The organism is Nocardia heshunensis, assembly GCF_054782115.1.
The window spans coordinates 1,210,529-1,227,337 of record NZ_BAAGTC010000002.1 but is presented as its reverse complement, the minus strand read 5'-3'; the positions used below and the strand labels follow the sequence as shown (position 1 = coordinate 1,227,337).

Below are 16,809 nucleotides of genomic sequence, written 5' to 3'. Positions count from 1 at the left end.
AGGCGCACAGCTAACCGATCTATTTGCGGCGGTTACGGCGGGACTTGTCGGGTTCGGGTTCGGGTTCCGGGCGCGGGGTGGTGAGGCGGCCCAGCAGGGAGACGCCGGGGAGCTTGTCGACGCGGCTGAACACTTCTTCGCCCAGCGCGGTGAGGGATTCGAGGCGGGTGAGCATTTTGTCGTAGGCGACGAAGGCGGGTTCGGCCAGTGCGAGGGTGCGGTCCAGGCGGTCGATGGTGGCGTTGAGGCGTTCCACCGCGCTGGTCAGGTTCTCGATCAGGTCGGGGAGTTGGGCGGCCAGCTGGATGGAGGCGGGCGGGAGCCGCACGGCGGTGTCGAAGGCGGTGGAGGCGGTGGTTTGCGCCGAGTCGAGGGCCAGTCCGGCGGCGTTCTGGGCGGCTTCGACGGCGGCCTGCGCGGCAGCGAGGATGTCGCCTGCCGTGGGTACGCGCGAGGTCGGGGGTTTGGCACGTGGGGTGGGGTCCGGGCGGCCGGAACCCTTGGGAGTGGTCATACCTCTACTGTGCCGGACGTTTTTCAGATTCCGGTGGAGGGTTGATCGCAATCTCTTGTCGGAGGGTCGTGACATCATGCGGGGACCATGAATCTGACCACGGGCGAGCATACGGCGGTTCCGACATCGCTTCTCACGGTTGTGCTTTCGTGGCGGTCGGCGGGGCCGGTCGCGGCGCAGGCGGTGCTGGTGGGCGCGCACGGGCGGGCCCGGTCGGAGCGGGATTTCGTGTGGTCGGAGGCGCCCAGACACGTATCGCAGGCGGTGACGCTGGATCCGGAACCGGAGCCGGGGACCGCGCGGTTGTCGGTGTCGCTGCCGCGCACCGGGGCCGAGGTGGCCGGGATCGTGGTGATCGGTTCGGTGGCAGGCGATTTCACCGCGATCGAGGACCTGCGGCTGACGGTGTTCGATCATGATCGGCCGGTGGCCCGCTACGCGGTGGGTGCCCCGGAGCCGGTGCCCGCCATGGTGCTGGGTGAGTTCCGGCGCACCGGGCCCGAATACACCGAGTCCGTCGAGGCCGGGTGGGAGTTCCGGGCGGCGAGCGAGGGCGCGGTGAGCCTGGCCGGGCTGGTGCGGGAGTTCGGGGTGCGGGTGGATCCGGTGCGTGCGCCGCAGCCGCGGCAGACACCGCCCCCGCCGGATTCCGAACGGGCGGACTGGCATCCGGACCCGCGCGATCCGGCCCGCCTGCGCTGGTGGGACGGCGCCACCTGGACCGGTGCGACACGCGCTGTGCCGCCGCAGGATTCCCGCCGCTGTCCGCGCTGCGGCGCACCCCGCCGCCGTCGGCTGTTCAGCGCGGCCGCGCTGTGCCGCGAATGTGCCGCCGAAACAGGCGAATACCTGGCCGACTGGCAGCCGCGCGCCGAGCGCGCGCTGCGCCGCGCCGAGCCGTACGAGGACTGGGAAACGTTGTGGGATGCGCTGCGCTATCAGCTCATCGACCGTGCCGCCGCCGTGGAGATGCTGCGGTCGACGGCCCACGATCATCTGGAACGCCTGGTGGCCTTCACCTTCGCCGACGGCGTGGTCGAACAGCCGGACCTGGACGATTTCGAGGACACGGTCGCCGAGCTGTCGCTGTCGGGGCCGCTCATCGAGGATCTGCGCCGCCGGCTGCGGCGCGGCCGCATGCTGACCCGGCTGCGCTCCGGCGAGCTGCCGTTGGCCCAGACCACCGGCCTGCACCTGGATCCCGACGAACGAGTGCATCTGAGTCTGCCCGCCGCCCACATCCGGCAGCTGACCCGCGGCACCAAGCGCAGCGAGGGCCGGCTCATCGTCAGCAATCGCAAGATCCGCTTCACCGGCTCCGATGCGGGCACCGAAATCCCCTGGGCCCGGGTGGTTTCGGTGACCTCCGCCGACGGCCTGGTCCAGGTGGCGGCCACCTCGGCACGCGGCGGCGCCCTGCTGGAAGTCGCCGACCCCGCCTACGTGGCCGCGGCCATGGAGGGCGCACTCCGCATCGCCAAACGCCTGGCACTGGCCCCCGGCCGCCGCGACACCCGCACCATCCCCCCGGATGTGAAGGCGGTCGTCTGGCAGCGAGACGGCGGCCGCTGCGTCGAATGCGGCGACAGCCACTACCTCGAATTCGACCACATCATCCCGATCAGCCGCGGCGGCGCCACCAGCCCCGCCAACCTGCAAATCCTCTGCCGCGGCTGCAACCGCACCAAGGCCACCCACATCTGACGGAAGAGATCCACCCACCCCACCCCAGCGCCGTCAGGTCCGGAATCAACAACACGGCTGGGTGATTTGCGGCATACCCCGGCGCCGCAGATCCGGCCGAGCGCCATGACGATGTCCGGCCGAGCGCCATGACGATGATGGGGCGCCCTGGCGGGCGGGCATTGAATCTCATCGACGCGCGGTTGCGGGGGAAATGTGGGGAATTCCTCGGCATGCGATGAATCATGTTGAGCGGCAGTGGGTGTGGTTCTAGCGTCCGAGGAGAGTCAGTCGCGGAAGGGGTTCGGCATGCAGGTGGCGGTTGTGGGTGGGACCGGGGCGCTGGGGGTGCCCGTGGTGCGGGAATTGGTCGCGCGAGGGCATACGGTGCGGGTGTTGAGCCGGACCGCTCCGGCCGATCCGGTGCCGGGGACCATGCATCACGCCGTGGATCTGGTGAGCGGCGCGGGGCTGGACGCGGCGCTGGAGGGGGTCTACGCCGTCGTCGACGCGGTCAGCCATCGGGGTTTGCGCAGTGCGCCGGTCATGGTCGAGGGTGTGCGGACGCTGCTGGCCGCGGAGCAGCGGGCGCAGGTCGGCCATCATGTGGAGATCTCGATCGTCGGCTGCGAACAGGTGCCGTTCAGCTACTACCGCACGAAGGTCGCGCAGGAGCGGGTGGTGACCTCGGGTCCGGTGCCGTGGACGTTGCTGCGCGCCACCCAGTTCCACGATCTGATCGACGAAATCCTCGGCGCGAGTGCGACTTTCCGCCTCGCCCCGCGCAGCGCCATGCGCTTTCAGCCGATCGACATCGGCGCGGTGGCAGCCCGGCTGGCCGACGCGGTCGACGCGGGCCCGTCCGGCCGCGTCCGCGATCTGGGCGGACCGGCCGTGCAGACGCTGGCCGAGCTGGCCGACATCCGCCGGCGTGTGCTCGGGCAGTCGCTGCTGCCGCTGCCGGTGCCGCCACTCGGCCGGGCCGTGCGACGGGTGCGCAACGCTGCGCTGTGCCTCGACTCCGACGGCGAGGCAGTGTCGTTCGACTATGCCGAGTGGCTGCACCGCCGCCATGCGAAGCCGGCGAGCTGACCCGTATTCATGGTCGCGCCGCGGTTGATCGGGCGGTATCGGGAACTCCCCTGAGGATTCCCCTGATTCAACGCCGTCGATTCAGCGCCGCACGCGCAGCACGGTGGGTTCGGCGCAGAACTGCGTGGTGGCCTGCTCGGGGGTGAGGGTGGTGCGGGCGAGGCCGCCGGTGTCGGTGATCGTGCATTGGCTGCCGCCGATGTGCCCGGTGCCGTCGTCGAGGAATTTCACCTCGGCGGTGACGAGCGGGTGCAGGATGTCGGCGTCGAAGTAGAAGAATTCGATCTTCCAGAGTTCGTAGCTGTCGCGAGCGGTGACCACGGTGTAGCCCGCGGCGGTGGTGTCGAGGCCGATGCCCGCGAGTTCGCCCGCGCGCTGGAAGTGCACGGAGTCGCCGGTGGCGTGGTAGACGATGTAGCGGGTGTTGGAGCTGGCCAGCATGATCGGGATGACGAGCTCGTCGCGGCCGTCGTTGTCGAGGTCGCGCAGGCGGGGCGTGGTGGTGCCCACGGATTGTTCGGTAATGGTCTGCACATGCGCGCCGGTGGGATCCAGCACCGAGATGGTGACCGTGGCCCGCTGCCCGGTGCCGGTGTGGCGGACCTCGAAGGTCAGGCCGACCGGATCGCGGGACTGCAGGTAGCAGTCCGGAGGCGTTGCGGCGGAAGCGATGTCGCCGCAGGGCTGCAGGTCGGAGATGGGCGCGGCCGGGGTGGTGGCGGCCGGCGTCGGCTCGGCGGCGGGCGGCTGCAGATTGCCGGCCATGGGCGCGGTCGCGGCCTGCCGGGCACAGGCGGCGGTGGCCAGCGTCGCGGCGGCCAGCGCACCGGCCGCGAATTTCCTCCCCATGCCCGCGAGGATAGCGACGAATCACCCGGCAAACCCAGTCGGTTCGGACAAGCGAGAATATATCGGACATCATGTGCACAACTGCGCACATATTGGCTTATAGTGGTCGCGTGCTCGCCGTGCTCCGCCATCCCCCATTCCGCAAGCTGTTCACCGCCCAGGTGGTCGCCCTGGTCGGCACCGGGCTGCTGACCGTCGCGCTGGGCCTGCTCGCCTACGAGATCGCGGGCGGCCAGGCGGGCGCGGTGCTCGGTACCGCGCTGGCCATCAAGATGGTGGCGTATGTGGCTGTGGCACCGGTGATCTCGGCACTCGTCCAGCGGCTGCCGCGCCGGGTGGTGCTGGTCTCGGCGGACGCGGTGCGCGCGGCGATCGCGCTCATGCTGCCGTTCGTCACGCACACCTGGCAGATCTATGTGCTGATCGCGCTGCTGCAATCGGCCTCGGCGACCTTCACGCCCGCGTTCCAGTCGCTCATCCCGTCGATCCTGGTCGAGGAGGAGGACTACACCCGCGGGCTTTCCCTGTCACGGCTGGCCTACGACATGGAGTCGCTGCTGAGCCCGGTTTTGGCGGCCGCACTGCTGACGGTGATCAGCTATCACTCGCTGTTCGTCGGCACCGCGGCCGGTTTCGTGGCCTCCGCGCTGCTGGTGGTGACCACCCGGCTGCCCCGGCTCGCCACACCCGAGCGATCCGCCCCGCTGCTCGAGCGCATCACCGAGGGCGCGCGGATCATGCTGAACCGTCCGGTGCTGCGCGGGCTGCTGGCCATGAACCTGGTGGTGGCCGCCGCCACCGCGCTGGTGATCGTGAATACCGTTGTGTACGTGCGGGATCGGCTGGGCGGTTCGAACACCGAGGTGGCGTTGGCGCTGGGCTGCTTCGGATTCGGGTCCATGGTCGTGGCGCTGTCGACGCCACGGCTGCTCGCCGTCGTCTCGGAGCGTCGATTCATGCTGACCGGCTGTGTCGTGCTGCCGGTGGGCCTGTTGGCGGCAGCCCTGCCGACCCTGCTCCCCCGCCCCGCCGGCGCCGTCGTGCTGGCACTGACCTGGGTGCTGCTGGGCGCGGGCACCTCGCTGATCAACACCCCGTCGGCGCGGCTGTTGCGGGCCGAGTCCGAACCCGACACCCGCACAGCCGTTTTCACCGCGCAGTTCTCGCTCTCGCACGCCTGCTTCCTGCTCACCTATCCCATCGCGGGCAAGCTGGGCGCGCTGGCGGGCCTGCCGACCACGGCAATCGTGCTGGCAGCGCTGGCTACACTGGCAGCTACGACGGCGGCCCGCGCGTGGCCCGTGTCCGCCACGGCGGGCGCCGAAAGGGTGACGGCGACACGGTGAAAGGACGGTGGGTGCAGGTGAGCAAGGCGAAATCGCTGCCCGCCACATCGGATCCCGCCCATCCGTCGCATCCCGCCCACCCGTCGAGTCCGGCGCCGAGCCTGACCCACCGCGTCGTGCCGGATCAGCCCCGCCTCGAGGCCGCCACCGCCACCTTTCGCATGCTGTCGGATCCGACCCGGCTGCACATTCTCTGGCTGCTCGCCGACGCCGAGGCCGATGTCACCGCACTGACCGAGGCGTGCGGCGCGTCCCGTACCGCGGTCAGCCAGCACCTGGCCAAACTCCGCTTCACCGGCATGGTCGAGACCCGCCGCGACGGTCGCCGCATCATCTACCGGCTGCGTGACGGGCACCTCTCGCGCCTGGTCCGCGAGGGTCTCAATCACGCCGATCACGTCGTGACCGGGGAGCCCGCGCACGAGTGACCGGCCCTCGGGCCTGTGCTCCTGGTCAGTGGGACCTGCTATCGCCCGCTGCCCGCATTCGCCTTGACGATATGCCTAGTCGAAATATCGCAAGACGGATAGTGAGAGGTCGCGCATGCACCCCGAGCAGGGCAGCCCATTCGATGTGATCATCATCGGTGCCGGATTCGCCGGACTCTACGGCGTCCACCAGGCGGCGCGGGCCGGACTGAACGTGCTCGGCCTGGAGGCGGGCGACGGCGTCGGCGGCACCTGGTACTGGAACAAGTACCCGGGCGCGCGCTGCGATGTGGAGAGCGTCGACTACTCCTACTCCTTCGACGAGGACCTGCAGCAGAGCTGGACCTGGACCGAGCGTTTCGCGGCGCAGCCGGAGATCCTGTCCTACATCGAGCATGTGGCCGAGCGCTTCGAGCTGAAGCGGCACTACCGATTCGGGCAGCGGGTCACCGCCGCGCAGTTCGACGAGTCCGCCGCGATCTGGACGCTGCGCACCGAGAGTGGCGCGGAATTCCGTTCGCAGTTCGTCATCTTCGCCACCGGCTGCCTGTCCGCGCCGATCAAGCCGAACCTGCCGGGCATCGAAAACTTCGCGGGCGAGGAGTATTTCACCGCGCAGTGGCCCGAGGACGGCGTCTCGTTCGAGGGCAAGCGGGTCGGCGTCATCGGCACCGGCTCGTCGGGTATCCAGGTGTCGCCGATCATCGCGCGCGAGGCGCAGGCGCTCACCGTCTTCCAGCGTTCCGCCAATTTCAGTGTGCCGGTGCCCAACCGGCCGTGGACCGAGGCCGAGCAGGGCGAGATCCGCGCCACCTACCGGCAGCGGCGCGAGAAGTCCTACTACGCCGGTGCGGCCACCCCGCACGCCTCACTCACCACCAAGGCCCTGGACCTGTCGGCCGCCGAGCGCGCGGAGGCCATGGAGGACCGTTGGAACGGCGGTGGCGTGCTGTTCAACAAGGTGTTCCCCGACCAGAACAGCGATATGGCCGCCAATGAGCTGGTGCGTGAGTTCGCGGTCGCCAAGATTCGCGCCAAGATCGACGATCAGGCGGTGGCGGATGATCTCATCCCCTACGACCACCCGATCGGTACCAAGCGCATCTGCACGGACTCCGGCTACTACGAGATGTACAACCGCGAGAACGTGTCGCTGGTGAACCTGCGGCGGGAGCCCGTCGTCGAGGTCACGCCGACCGGAGTCCGCACCGGCGAGCAGTTCATCGAGCTCGACACCCTGGTGTATGCAACGGGTTTCGATGCCATGACCGGTGCGCTGCTGCGCATCGATCCGCACGGCGCGCGCGACGCCCGCCTCGGTGAATCGTGGGCCGACGGGCCGGTCACCTACCTGGGCTTCGGTATCCCGGGTTTCCCGAACATGTTCAGCATCAACAGTGTCGGCACGCCGTCGGTTATGGCGAACATGGTGCTGCACTCCGAGCAGCAGCTGGACTGGGTGCTGGCGCTGGTACAGCACTGCCGCGCCAACGGGATTCGCACGGCCGAGGCTCGTGAGGACGCGGCGGTGAAGTGGACCGATCACCTGCTCGAGGTGGCCGAGGGGACCTTGTTCGTGAAGGCGAACTCCTGGTACATGGGCGCGAACGTCGAGGGTAAGAAGCGTGTATTCATGCCGTACATCGGCGGTTTCGGCAATTACCGCCGCTACTGCGACGAGGAGCGCGACAACGGCTACCCGAACTTCGAACTGACCGCTTAGCCCCAGAACCCAACGAAACCGGCTCGCTTCCCCTAGAAGGCGTGCCGGTTTCGTCGTTCCCGGTCAGGCGGGCAGGCCCAGACCGGTAGCCAGGACCGGCCACGAGGCCTTCAGCGCGTCCTGCCAGTAACCCCACGAGTGGGTGCCGGTGGGCGTGAAGTCGTAGGTGGCCGGGATGCCGAGGCCGTCGAGCTTGGTCTTCAGGTTGTGGGTGCAGTAGTTGGTGGCGGCCTCGAGGCCCGCACCGAGGGTGTTCTGGTTGACCCAGCCGCCGGTTCCGGGCAGGGTGTGCGGGCCGTTGAGGGTGTCCCACTGGCCCGGCAGGCCGGATCCGCTGGAAATGAACAGATTCAGGCCGCGCAGCTGGTCAGCGTGCACGTACGGGTCGTTGGCGGCCCACATGGGATCGCCCTGCGGGCCGTACATGTTCTTGCTGTCGCCATTGCCCGCGGCGACCACGGTATTGACGAAGTTGTACCCGATCGGGTCGCTGATCTGCGCGCAACCGCTGTAGGCGGCCACCGACTGATACAGGCCGGGCGCGGCGATCGGCAGCTGCAGCACCGAGGTGCCCGCCATGGACAGACCGGCAATGGCGTTGCGCCCGTTGGTGTTCAGCGCCTTGTCGATGAGCGGCGGCAGCTCCTCGGTGAGGAAGGTCTTCCACTTGTTCACGCCCAGGTTGGGATCCGGTGCGCGCCAATCGGTGTAGTAGCTGAAGCCGCCGCCGACGGGCTGCACCACATTGACGTTCTTGTCGGACAGGAAATTCAGCACGTCGGTCTGCTTCTGCCAGGTCGCGGAGTCGGTGCCGCCGCCCGCACCGTTGAGCAGGTACAGCACCGGCGTCGGGCCGGAGGTGTCGGCGGCACGCTGGACATCGACCTCGATGTTCTTGTCCATGGCGGCCGAATAGACCTGGAGTTTGAAGGTGCGCGCGTCGGACGCGGTGCTGGAGGCGATCTTGGAGCCGTCGGCGGAGGTGCCCGCGTAGTTCAGCGAGGTGGCCGATTCAGCGGAGGCGGTACCTGCGGCGACCGGTAGCAGAACGGTTGCCGTCAGGGCCAGCACGGCGCTGCCCCAGATCCTCTTTGAACGCACGCGAGAGCTCCTTGCAGGTTGTTTCCAATTGGTAAGACTTGATTCACCAGCCTGTCATCCGGCTCTAAGCATTTGCTGGCCCGAAGCTGAGCTCGTGCTGAGAGGGCGGCTCGAGCGCTGGTCAGAGGCCTGAAATCGGCTGTCGGTGAGCTGTCGGTGAGCTGTCAGCGGGGGTCGGCAATGTCATGGACACACCGAATGCACCACCGAAAGGCAGTCCCATGAACGACACCGCGTTGAACGATTTCGTCGCCGCCACCGCCGCGAAGTACGACATGCCCGGCATGGCCGTCGGCATCTGGGCTGACGGCCGCGAGATCTTCGCCAATGTCGGGGTGACCAGCACCGAGAACCCGGTTCCGGTGACCGAGCACACCCTCTTCGCCATCGGCTCGACCAGCAAGACCTTCACCACCACCGCGCTGATGCGGCTGGTCGCCGACGGCAAGGTCGACCTGGACGCTCCCGTCCGCACGTATGTGCCGGAGCTGAAGCTGTCCGACGAGCGGCACGCGGCCACCATCACCGTGAAGCAACTGCTCAACCACACGGCCGGATTCGACTGGAACCTCATCAACAACACCGGTGAGGGTGACGACGGCCTGGCCGCCTTCGTCGCGACCCTCTCCGAACTGCCGCTGATCGCGGCACCCGGCGAGCGGCCGTCCTACAGTCAGGCGGGCTTCAACCTGCTGGGCCGCGTGATCGAGAACGTGACGGGCGAGCCCTTCGAAAAGGTCATCGCCGAAACGGTTCTGGAGCCGGTCGGGCTGCGCGAAACCTTCTACTCCCGCGACGACGTCATGACCCGCCGCTTCGCCGCCGGGCACGAGCGCCAGGAAGACGGCACGCTCGAGGTGGCGCGATCCTGGAAGGGCACCCGCGCCAAAAACCCCGGCGGCGGACTCGGCTCCACCGTCTCGGATCTGTTGCGCTGGGGCCGATTCCACCTCGGCGACGGCCGCGGCGAGCAGGGCGTGACCGTGCTGCCGAGCGAGGTCCTACACCGGATGCAGCAGCCGACCGTCGCGTTGCGGGCCAGCACCATGGCGGACGCGTTCGGCCTGTGCTGGATGCTGCGGGACGTGGACGGTGTCCGCACGGTCGGCCACGACGGTTCCGGCTTCGGCCAGTTCGCCAACTTCCAACTGGTCCCCGAACGCAATTTCGCGGTGGTCGTGCTCTCCAATGCCAGCCCCGACGGCATTCCCGCCAACCAGGCCGTCATCCGCTGGGCGCTGGAGCACTACCTCGGCGTCGTCGACAGGGACCCCGAGCCGCTCCCCTTCGACGCCGACCGCGCCCCGGAACTGTTCGGCGTCTACGACATCGACGCCATGACCATGACCTGCTACACCGAAGGCGACCAGCTCTACCTGGAATGCAAGGTCAAGCCCGAGATCCGCGCCGCCGCCCCCGAAGCCGAAATCCCCCAGGACCACCCGCCCTTCCCCTTCGGCCTGCTCCCCGGCACCGGCGACGAATACATCATCACCGCAGGCTCTTTCACCGGCCAACGCGGCTTCTTCAGCCGCAACCCCGAAGGCCACATCACCGGTATCGACCTGGCAGGCCGCCTCTTCACCCGCCTCCCCTGACCAGTCCTGACAGCCGGGGCCTCACGAAACCCGCCGCACCGCAGCCGGTTCCGTGAGGCACCGGCTTCGTCGTGGGTGGCGAACCGCCCCGGACACCAGGTGGAATCCGGCCAACCCACCGTCGGCCGGACGCTCGTCGTCAGCGAGTGGCTGCCGCTGCCAGCCGCTGGAGAGCGACAGCGTGGGACAGATCGCTGCCGCGGTGGTAGGCGGCGCGGTACTCGTCCTCGCCCAGGAGGGTGGTGAGTTCCGTTGTGAGGGCGGCGAGTTCGGGTTCACCCTGGTCGAGGAGGCCGCGTAGGGCTTCGCTGAGGCCGAGGGCGGTGGCGGCGCCGGAGGGATCGCCTTCCAGCAGAAGGAGTTTCGCCAGTTGTTCGGCGGTGTGGGCGGCGGCCTGGGCCAGGGCGGCGGAGTCGCCGTAGACGCTGGAGCCTTCGACCACCGCTGGGAGCAGGGCTCGGGCGGCCTCGGAATCACCCGCGGCGAGGCGGTTGTCGAGGCGAGCGGTCGCGATGCGCTGGGCGGCCCACGCGGCCGGGTAGGGCAGGCGGCTGATGCGCTGTTCGAGCTGCTCGAGATCGTGGTCCGCGCGGGAAATATCACCGGAGCGGCGGTGCAGTTCGGCGCTGCAGAACAGGAGCACCGCGGCGAGGCGGGCGAACCCGGCTTCGGCGGCAAGTCGCCGGGTGGCCTCGATATCGCTTGCGGCGATGGCGAATTCGCCGCCCCGCAGGCGTTGCCGGACGAGAGCCTCGCGGGCGGCGGAGATATCGTCCTCGGTATCGAGTTCGGAGGCGAGCGTGACGGCGCGACCATAGGCGGCGAGCGCCGGTGTGTGCTCGCCGCGCAGCGCATGATCGCGGCCGATCGCGAGCAGTGTCATGGTCAGACCCCAACGGTCACCCACGATCTCGAAGCCGCGCAGGGCTTCCCGCCGGGACTCGGCCCCGGCCGGCAGCCGCCCCTGACCGGTCAGCGCGATATCGCGGGCCAGGTGCGCGCTGGCCCGCACCCAGGGGTCCGGCCAGGCCAACGCCTGTTCGAGCTGGCGTTCGGCGAGTTCGTCATCGCCGGAGCGAGCCGCCATCAGCGCCGCCCAGAGCGGCATGGCCGGATGGTATTCCAGCCCGCCCGCCCGCACACAGTCCTCGATCAGCACCGACAGCGAACTCCCGGCCGGTGGGGCGACCCCCATCAACGCGATCACGGCGAACGCCGCCCGCGCCTGCTCCGGCAGCTCATCACCGAGCGCTCGTACCGCGGTCAACGAACTCTCGAACTGGGCGCTCATCCCCCGAATCCCCCAGTACCAGAACATCGCCCGCACCAGCCGGGCCGCGCCTGCCGCATCGGCAGGGGTATCGGTTGTATCGCCCATGCCGCCCGCTATGTCGCGGGTGTCCGGGTGGCCCGTACCGGAGTCAGTGATGTTGATGGTCGGATCGGTGGCCTTCGCAGCGGGGCGAACCGTGCTGCTGGTTCCCCTCGGCTGCCCGTTCGACACCGCGAACTCCGCGCCCGGCGTGGATCCGGCGTGCCCACCGAAGGCGGCGCGAAGGGCTGCGGCCATATTGGCGTGTTCCGCGTCGAACAGGGCTATGGCGTCGAGTTGTTCGGCGGTGCGTAGACGCGGCTCGTGATGTTCGGCTAGGGCGAGGTAGTAGGCGGTGTAGCGGGGGCCCAGGTCATCGGTGGAGCGGGCGAGGTGGTCGGCGGCGTAGGCGCGGATGGTTTCCAGCATGCGGTAGCGCGGCGGGTTGTCGGCGGTCGCGGTGACGAGGGATTTCTCGACGAGGGCGTCGAGGAGGTAGGGGATGTCGTCGGCGGGGAGATCAGTGTCGGCGCAGACGGCTTCCAGGGCGTCGGCGGTCGCGCCGCCCGGGAAGGCGGAAAACCTTCGGGCCAGCAGTTTTTCGGGTTCTTCGAGTAGGTCCCAGCTCCACTCGACCAGGGCGAGCAGGGTGCGCTGGCGGGGTAGGGCGGTGCGGCTGCCGGAGGTGAGCAGGCGGAAGCGGTCGCTGAGGCGGCGAGCCACCTGGTCGACGGTCATGGCGCGCAGCTTGGCGGCGGCCAGCTCCAAAGCCAGTGGGAGACCATCGAGTTGGCGGCAGATGGCGACCACCGGTGCCACGGTGGCCTCGTCCAGCACGAAACCCGGGCGCACCGCCGCGGCCCGCTCGGTGAACAGCCGGACCGCCGGGGACCGTTGGGCCACATCCGGATCCACGGTCTCCACCGGCGGTTCCAGCGGGTCGAGATGGCACAGCACCTCGCCGGTAATGGCGAGCGGCTCGCGGCTGGTGGCCAGCACACGCAACTGCGGCAGCCGATCCAGCAGTCGCTCGGCGAGTTCGGCCGCGGCGCCGATGACGTGTTCGCAGTTGTCCAGCACCAGCACGGCCGGGCCGACATCCAGCAGTTCGATGAGCCGCGCGGTCTTGTCGGGGCGCTCGGCGGTATGGCTCTCGAGCGCGCCCGCCACGGCATCGGCCAACTGATCGGGTGCGCCGAGTTCCGCGAGGGGTACGAAGAACACCGCGCCGGTCTGCCGGTCCATGGCTTCGAGCGCGAGCCGGGTCTTGCCCGCACCGCCGGGTCCGACAATGGTGACGAGTCGCGAATCCGCCAGCAGCCCTGCCAGTTCGGTCAATTCCGCATCGCGGCCGATGAACCCGGTCAGGCGCGCCGGGAGCACCTTGGTCACGGGTTCTCTACGTGGAGACGGGATTTCGAGCTCGCCGCGGAGCAACGCGAGGTGGGTGTCACGCAGCGCGGCGGAAGGATCGATGCCGAGTTCCTCGTCCAGCTGCGCCCGCATGTCCTCGTAGACGGCGAGCGCGTCGGACTGCCGTCCTGCGGCCGCGAGGGCCCGCATGCGCAGGGCGGCCAGCCGCTCGCTGAGCGGATTCTCCGCGCCCGCGATGTCGAGATCGACCAGCACGTCGGCATACCGGCCCAGTTGGAGCTCGGCCTCGAATCGGTCCTCGAGCGCGGCGGAACGCAGCTCGTCCAACCGGGTCGCGCTCGCCTGCGCGAACGGCGCGTCGAGCACATCGCCGAGCGCAGGTCCACGCCACAACCCAAGCGCCTCACCCAGCAGCCGCGTGGCCGCCTCTGCCTGCCCGGCGGCCAGCTCCCCGCGTCCCTGCCGCACCAACTCCTCGAACCGGTCGGCGTCCACCGTGATCCCCGGCAGCCGATACCCGCCAGTCCCGAATTCGATCGCCCCCACCCCGCGCAGCGCCTTCCGCAACCGCGACACCAGCGCCTGCAACGCCCCCGCCGCATCGGCAGGCGGCTCCTCACCCCACAACCCGTCGATGAGCGCCGTCACCGGCACATCCCGCCCCGACTCCAACGCCAACCGCGCCAGCAGCATCCGCACCCGGAACCCGGGGATCTCTACCGCCGTCCCGTCCTCCGCATGAACCCGAACCGGCCCCAGCACACCTACCTGCACAGGCGAAGTCTTCCAGACCGCGCCGACGCGGACGCGTCACCGATGTCCGAGTCCATTACCCGCGAGGTAATCGACTTGCGACCGGGTGTCGGGCAGAGTCGGTTTCATGACCGACACGGAGATCACCACCGACCCGGTGGGCACGCAGTTGTTCGCGACCATGCCGTTCACCGAGGGGCTCGGGGTCGAGGTGCTCGATTGTGGGCAGGAGTTGGTGCGCAGCCGACTGGCGTGGCGCGAGAATCTCTGCACGCTGGGCGGTTCCATGCACGGCGGGGCGCTGATGTCGTTGGCCGATGGGACGGCCGCGGTGTGCGCCTTTCTGAATCTGCCCGAGGGTGCGCAGGGGACGACCACGGTGGAGTCGAAGACGAATTTCGTGCGCGCCCTGCGCTCGGGTCACGCCACCGCGACGGCCACGCCGCTGCATGCCGGACGCAGTTTCATCGTGGTGGAGACCGAGATCCGTGATGACGCGGGCAAACTCGTCGCCAAGGTGACCCAGACCCAGGCCGTGCTGTAGCTCAGGCGTACAGCTCCTCGATGAGGGTCGCGTAGCGGGCGTGAATCGGCTTGCGGCGCGGCTTCATCGTGGGGGTGAGCAGCTCGCTGCCGGGCTGCCAGAACTCGGGCACGATGCGGAACTTCTTGATCTGTTCGACCCGCGAGAGCTTGGCGTTGGCGGCGGTCACGGCCGCACCGATCATGACCTCGATCTCGGGGTGCACGGCCAGGGCAACGGGATCTGTTGCCAACCCGTGCTTTTCGGCGAACCCGGCGACCGCATCCTGGTCGAGTGCGATGAGGGCGACATTGTATTTCCGGTTGTCCCCCACCGCGATCGCCTGCGCCACCAAGGGGCTGAAGGCCTTGACCCAGTTCTCGATGGTGGCCGGTGACATGTTCTTGCCGCCGGCATTGATGATGAGTTCCTTCTTGCGGTCGACGATCCGCAGGTAGCCGTCGAAGTCCAGGTCGCCGACATCGCCGGTGTGCAGCCAGCCGTCGGCGTCGATGACCTCGGCGGTCTGCTCGGGCCGACCCAGGTAGCCCTTCATGACCAGCGGCCCGCGCACCAGCACTTCGCCGTCGTCGGCGATGCGAACCTCCAAGCCATCCAACGGCTTTCCGACGGTGCCCATCTTCAACCGCCCCGGCGGGCAGATGGACCCCATGCCGGACACCTCGCTCATGCCCCAAGCGTCGCTGACTTCGATGCCGAAACCGTTGAACCAGCGCAGCAATTCGGGCGAGACGGGTGCCGCGCCGGAGATGGCGATCTCGAGGTCGTCGAGACCCAGCGTCCGGCGAATCTTGGACAGCACCAATCGATCCGCGATCGCGTGCTGCGTCCGCAAGACAACACCGATGTGGTTGCCGTCCAGCAGCGCATCCGAGTGCCGACGCCCGACCGCAACCGCCCAGTTCGCGAGCGCGGCCTTGGCCCCGGTGGCCTCCCCCAGCTTCTCCTCGATCCCGGTGCGCAGCTTCTGCCACACCTGCGGCACCGCCCCGAGCAGGGTCGGGCGGCAATCCGCCAGTCCCGGAGCGAATCCCGCCCGGTCGGCCACGGTGGTGATGGTATTGCCCAGCGCCATGCACAGATACAGCGCCGACCAGCGGTCCGCGATGTGCGCGGAGGGCAGGAACGACAGCACCCGCTCCTGCGCGGTGGCATCGGCGAGCCGGATGCTGGCGTCCACCATGGCCACCAGATTGGCGTGCGTGAGCTGTACGCCCTTGGGCGCTCCGGTGGTGCCCGAGGTGTAGATGAGGGTCAGCACGTCCTCGGGTTCTACAGCGCGCCAGCAGGATTCGAAGTCGAAGCCGGGATCGGCCGCGGCGGCGAGTTCGTCGAGGCTCATGCCGCCGTCACCGTCGAGGCAGACGATGAAGCGCACGTCCGTCCCCTGGCGGCCCTGTTCGATGACCGGCAGGAACTGCGCCTCGCACACCACCACGGTGGCCCCGGAATCGCTCAGCAAATGGTGAATCTGCTCGGGCGAGGAGGTGTTGTACATCGAGAACGGCACCCCGCCCAGATGCACCACAGCGGTGTCGACGGGGTAGAACTCGGGTCGATTGGTCATCATCAGTGCGACCTTCGAGCCGCGCCCGACGCCGAGTGCCGCGAACCCACCGGCCAGCTCCCGTGCCCGCGCACCCCACTGTCCGAAGGTCATGGTGACCCCGTCGCCCGCGGTGCGCACCGCGATCGCCTCCGGGTTGCGGGCAATGGTGGCCTGGAAGGCCGCGCACATGGTCGCGGGTACAGCAGTCATGACCTCGGTCGCTCCCTCGTTGGATCGAATCGCTAGGTCAGCATACTCAGAGCAAACTTACGGTTACGTAGGGGTAGGACTCAGGCCCGTCCGGCGATGATCGGCACCAGGTACGAGCGCGCGAATTCGGCCAGCTCCTCCGGGGTTTCGAGACCGGCCAGCCCGCCTTGCACAAGGATCATCGAATGCACTACACGGCAGCCGATTTCGGCGCGCGTGGCCAGGTCGGCCGGAGCCTCGAACAGCCCGGCGTCGGCGGCGCGGCCAAGGATCCCGACGGTGGCGGCCACGGACATGGCGAAGACGCCCGCGCCATCGACGGTGAGCTTCACCAGAATTCGCTCCGGTTCGACGGCGAGCAGCCGCTCGACCAGCGGATGCGCGCGCCAGCGCGTGATGACGGTCACGAAGACCTCCGCGACCAACCCCTCGAGATCGGTGTGCCGGTCCGGGATGCCGGTGAGGTCGGCGAGCAGGGTGGCGACCTCGCGGCCGACCACGGCCTGCACCAGGCCGTCGCGGGAACCCAGCCGCCGGTAGACGGTCACCCGGTCGACCCCGGCCTGCTTGGCCACATCCTCGATGGTCGTCTTCTTGACGCCGACCTTCTGGAACTGCACCAGCGCCGCGTCGAGGATCCGCGTCTCGATGTCATCGGCGGCATCCGTGCGGGTCAGCGGGGTTTCCGAGGCGGTCGTCACCGGGTCCACGCTAGCAGGCGAGCGGCTCGATG

13 protein-coding genes are annotated in these 16,809 nt (G+C 68.9%); 7 read left to right on the top strand and 6 right to left on the bottom strand.

Annotated elements, in window-relative coordinates; genetic code table 11:
• Positions 1 to 19: 19 nt before the first annotated feature.
• Positions 20 to 514, bottom strand: a complete 495-nt coding sequence (locus ACYVN4_RS05750; protein WP_460718163.1) for a hypothetical protein — start codon at positions 512 to 514, stop codon at positions 20 to 22.
• Between the two features lie 87 nt (positions 515 to 601).
• Here ACYVN4_RS05750 and ACYVN4_RS05745 point away from each other — a divergent pair, with 87 nt between their 5' ends.
• Together ACYVN4_RS05745 and ACYVN4_RS05740 are read left to right on the top strand one after the other, a co-directional pair.
• Entirely contained in the window at positions 602 to 2,218 is a 1,617-nt protein-coding gene (locus ACYVN4_RS05745; RefSeq protein WP_460718162.1) for an HNH endonuclease, read from the top strand.
• Between the two features lie 288 nt (positions 2,219 to 2,506).
• Positions 2,507 to 3,289, top strand: coding sequence for an SDR family oxidoreductase (locus ACYVN4_RS05740; protein ID WP_460718161.1), 783 nt, complete (start codon positions 2,507 to 2,509; stop codon positions 3,287 to 3,289).
• Positions 3,290 to 3,370: 81 nt separating this feature from the next.
• Here the strand turns inward: ACYVN4_RS05740 and ACYVN4_RS05735 are convergent, their stop codons facing one another.
• A complete protein-coding gene (locus ACYVN4_RS05735) occupies positions 3,371 to 4,138 on the bottom strand; it encodes a hypothetical protein (protein WP_460718160.1) in 768 nt (255 codons plus the stop codon).
• A gap of 110 nt (positions 4,139 to 4,248) precedes the next feature.
• On the opposite strand from ACYVN4_RS05735, the gene ACYVN4_RS05730 reads away from it, so the two are divergent.
• The 3 genes from ACYVN4_RS05730 to ACYVN4_RS05720 all read left to right on the top strand — a co-directional run bounded on the left by ACYVN4_RS05730 (position 4,249) and on the right by ACYVN4_RS05720 (position 7,635).
• Positions 4,249 to 5,484, top strand: coding sequence for an MFS transporter (locus ACYVN4_RS05730; RefSeq protein ID WP_460718159.1), 1,236 nt, complete (start codon positions 4,249 to 4,251; stop codon positions 5,482 to 5,484).
• Between the two features lie 101 nt (positions 5,485 to 5,585).
• On the top strand, positions 5,586 to 5,912 hold the full coding sequence (locus tag ACYVN4_RS05725) for an ArsR/SmtB family transcription factor (RefSeq protein ID WP_460718370.1): 327 nt from the start codon (positions 5,586 to 5,588) through the stop codon (positions 5,910 to 5,912).
• Between the two features lie 115 nt (positions 5,913 to 6,027).
• Positions 6,028 to 7,635, top strand: a complete 1,608-nt coding sequence (locus ACYVN4_RS05720; protein WP_460718158.1) for a flavin-containing monooxygenase — start codon at positions 6,028 to 6,030, stop codon at positions 7,633 to 7,635.
• 63 nt (positions 7,636 to 7,698) lie between these two features.
• On the opposite strand, the gene ACYVN4_RS05715 is transcribed toward ACYVN4_RS05720, so the two are convergent.
• Positions 7,699 to 8,736: an alpha/beta hydrolase gene (locus ACYVN4_RS05715; RefSeq protein ID WP_460718157.1), complete on the bottom strand. Its 1,038-nt coding sequence runs from the start codon at positions 8,734 to 8,736 to the stop codon at positions 7,699 to 7,701.
• Positions 8,737 to 8,957: 221 nt separating this feature from the next.
• Between ACYVN4_RS05715 and ACYVN4_RS05710 the strand changes: the two genes are divergently transcribed.
• On the top strand, positions 8,958 to 10,334 hold the full coding sequence (locus tag ACYVN4_RS05710; protein ID WP_460718156.1) for a serine hydrolase domain-containing protein: 1,377 nt from the start codon (positions 8,958 to 8,960) through the stop codon (positions 10,332 to 10,334).
• A 139-nt stretch (positions 10,335 to 10,473) separates the two neighbouring features.
• On the opposite strand, the gene ACYVN4_RS05705 is transcribed toward ACYVN4_RS05710, so the two are convergent.
• Complete coding sequence (locus ACYVN4_RS05705) at positions 10,474 to 13,794, bottom strand: BTAD domain-containing putative transcriptional regulator (protein ID WP_460718155.1); 3,321 nt, start codon at positions 13,792 to 13,794, stop codon at positions 10,474 to 10,476.
• A 106-nt stretch (positions 13,795 to 13,900) separates the two neighbouring features.
• Between ACYVN4_RS05705 and ACYVN4_RS05700 the strand changes: the two genes are divergently transcribed.
• Positions 13,901 to 14,317 (top strand): PaaI family thioesterase, encoded by a 417-nt coding sequence (locus ACYVN4_RS05700; protein ID WP_460718154.1) that lies wholly within the window; start codon positions 13,901 to 13,903, stop codon positions 14,315 to 14,317.
• Between the two features lies 1 nt (position 14,318).
• Here ACYVN4_RS05700 and ACYVN4_RS05695 read toward each other — a convergent pair whose 3' ends face one another.
• Positions 14,319 to 16,076, bottom strand: coding sequence for an AMP-dependent synthetase/ligase (locus ACYVN4_RS05695; RefSeq protein ID WP_460718153.1), 1,758 nt, complete (start codon positions 16,074 to 16,076; stop codon positions 14,319 to 14,321).
• Between the two features lie 80 nt (positions 16,077 to 16,156).
• Positions 16,157 to 16,777: a TetR/AcrR family transcriptional regulator gene (locus ACYVN4_RS05690; protein WP_460718152.1), complete on the bottom strand. Its 621-nt coding sequence runs from the start codon at positions 16,775 to 16,777 to the stop codon at positions 16,157 to 16,159.
• Between the last annotated feature and the right edge of the window lie 32 nt (positions 16,778 to 16,809).

Bases quoted from the DNA above. Each gene is read 5' to 3' on its own strand.
- ACYVN4_RS05750 (WP_460718163.1), bottom strand. From the start codon at position 514: ATGACCACTCCCAAGGGTTCCGGCCGCCCGGACCCCACCCCACGTGCC.
- ACYVN4_RS05745 (WP_460718162.1), top strand. From the start codon at position 602: ATGAATCTGACCACGGGCGAGCATACGGCGGTTCCGACATCGCTTCTC.
- ACYVN4_RS05740 (WP_460718161.1), top strand. From the start codon at position 2,507: ATGCAGGTGGCGGTTGTGGGTGGGACCGGGGCGCTGGGGGTGCCCGTG.
- ACYVN4_RS05735 (WP_460718160.1), bottom strand. From the start codon at position 4,138: ATGGGGAGGAAATTCGCGGCCGGTGCGCTGGCCGCCGCGACGCTGGCC.
- ACYVN4_RS05720 (WP_460718158.1), top strand. From the start codon at position 6,028: ATGCACCCCGAGCAGGGCAGCCCATTCGATGTGATCATCATCGGTGCC.
- ACYVN4_RS05710 (WP_460718156.1), top strand. From the start codon at position 8,958: ATGAACGACACCGCGTTGAACGATTTCGTCGCCGCCACCGCCGCGAAG.
- ACYVN4_RS05700 (WP_460718154.1), top strand. From the start codon at position 13,901: ATGACCGACACGGAGATCACCACCGACCCGGTGGGCACGCAGTTGTTC.
- ACYVN4_RS05695 (WP_460718153.1), bottom strand. From the start codon at position 16,076: ATGACTGCTGTACCCGCGACCATGTGCGCGGCCTTCCAGGCCACCATT.